This is a genomic window from Endozoicomonas sp. SESOKO2 (genome assembly GCF_024606245.1).
Taxonomy (GTDB): domain Bacteria; phylum Pseudomonadota; class Gammaproteobacteria; order Pseudomonadales; family Endozoicomonadaceae; genus Endozoicomonas_A.
In genome coordinates this window covers 1-1128 of sequence record NZ_JAHHPQ010000354.1, presented here as the reverse complement: position 1 = coordinate 1128, position 1128 = coordinate 1, and the positions used below count along the sequence as shown (strand labels likewise).

Below are 1128 nucleotides of genomic sequence, written 5' to 3'. Positions count from 1 at the left end.
CACGCAATCGGTGTTATTTTCTTGTGCAGCGATGAACAGCGGGGTGGCGCCATCCCTGGGTGCGTTGAGATCCGCCCCGGCCCCGATCAGGCGTTGCACGATGTCGGTATGACCCTCCCGGGCAGCGATGAACAGCGGAGTGGCCCCATTCTTGGTCCGGGCGTTGAGATTCGCCCCGGCGTTGATCAGGCATTCGACGATGTCATTGTGCCCTTGACTGGATGCCACCAACAAGGCAGTGACACCATTGTTCATAACGGCATTGACATTGACTCCCTCTGCCAGTGACTTTTCCACCTGATCCAGATCTCCCTCAAAACAGGCACTATAAAACGCCTGATCGGGGAAAAATGTATCCGGGTAAGATTCACCGGTGTGCTCATTCACCATAGGCATCGGGTCTTGCCGACACATTGCACAGCGGCGAGAACCGATGGGCTGATTAACAAAACACTCAGAAATACAGTCCAGATCGAAGCGGTGGCCGCAACATTGGGTTTTGAGGACCACAGGCACTGCATCACGACCATGGAAGTGAACCAGACAAATAGGGCAGGGATCGGACTCCAGCAGTGCGTCAGTGTCCATAGGGACAGCGGGGTGAGCAATGCCATCCATGAGTAGTAAATCCGTATTATTCACATGACCTACGCACTCTGGGCAGTGTCCGTTGTCCAAATGTGAGCATGAGCTTTGTTCGGGCGTTGCTGCCGTTTGGTCTGTCGAATGTTCTGCAAAATTCATCGGCCATTCAGTGGGCCCACTGCTATCGGATGACGGTCGGAATTGACAAATGCCATGACAGGTGAAGACGAAACAATCTAAACCCAAAGTATGCCGATGTTGCTCTGAGCCTTCGTTTCCATCGGCAGAGTCAGAATGAAGGAAGCTGTTGGAAGAGTCTGAGGGACAGGCGGGGGCTTCCTGAGCCTGCTGCCCCGACGATTCAGATGGCGGGTCTTGCTGTTGTTGAGTTCCAGAGCCAGGTACCGTAATGATGGCCGCAAGCGGTTGTTCTTGACACAGCTCTTTTTGTTTCATCGGGTTAAACGACGGTGAGTCGATATTCCAATAACTTGTTAAAAGCCAACCGACAGCAACAACCACTTCAATAGGCAGCCATGAATA

At 52.8% G+C, this 1128-nt stretch carries 1 protein-coding gene; it reads right to left on the bottom strand.

The window, feature by feature from the left end; genetic code table 11:
• The coding region (locus tag KDK17_RS07975; protein WP_257287793.1) for an ankyrin repeat domain-containing protein at window positions 1–1128 on the bottom strand (1128 nt) is incomplete at both ends.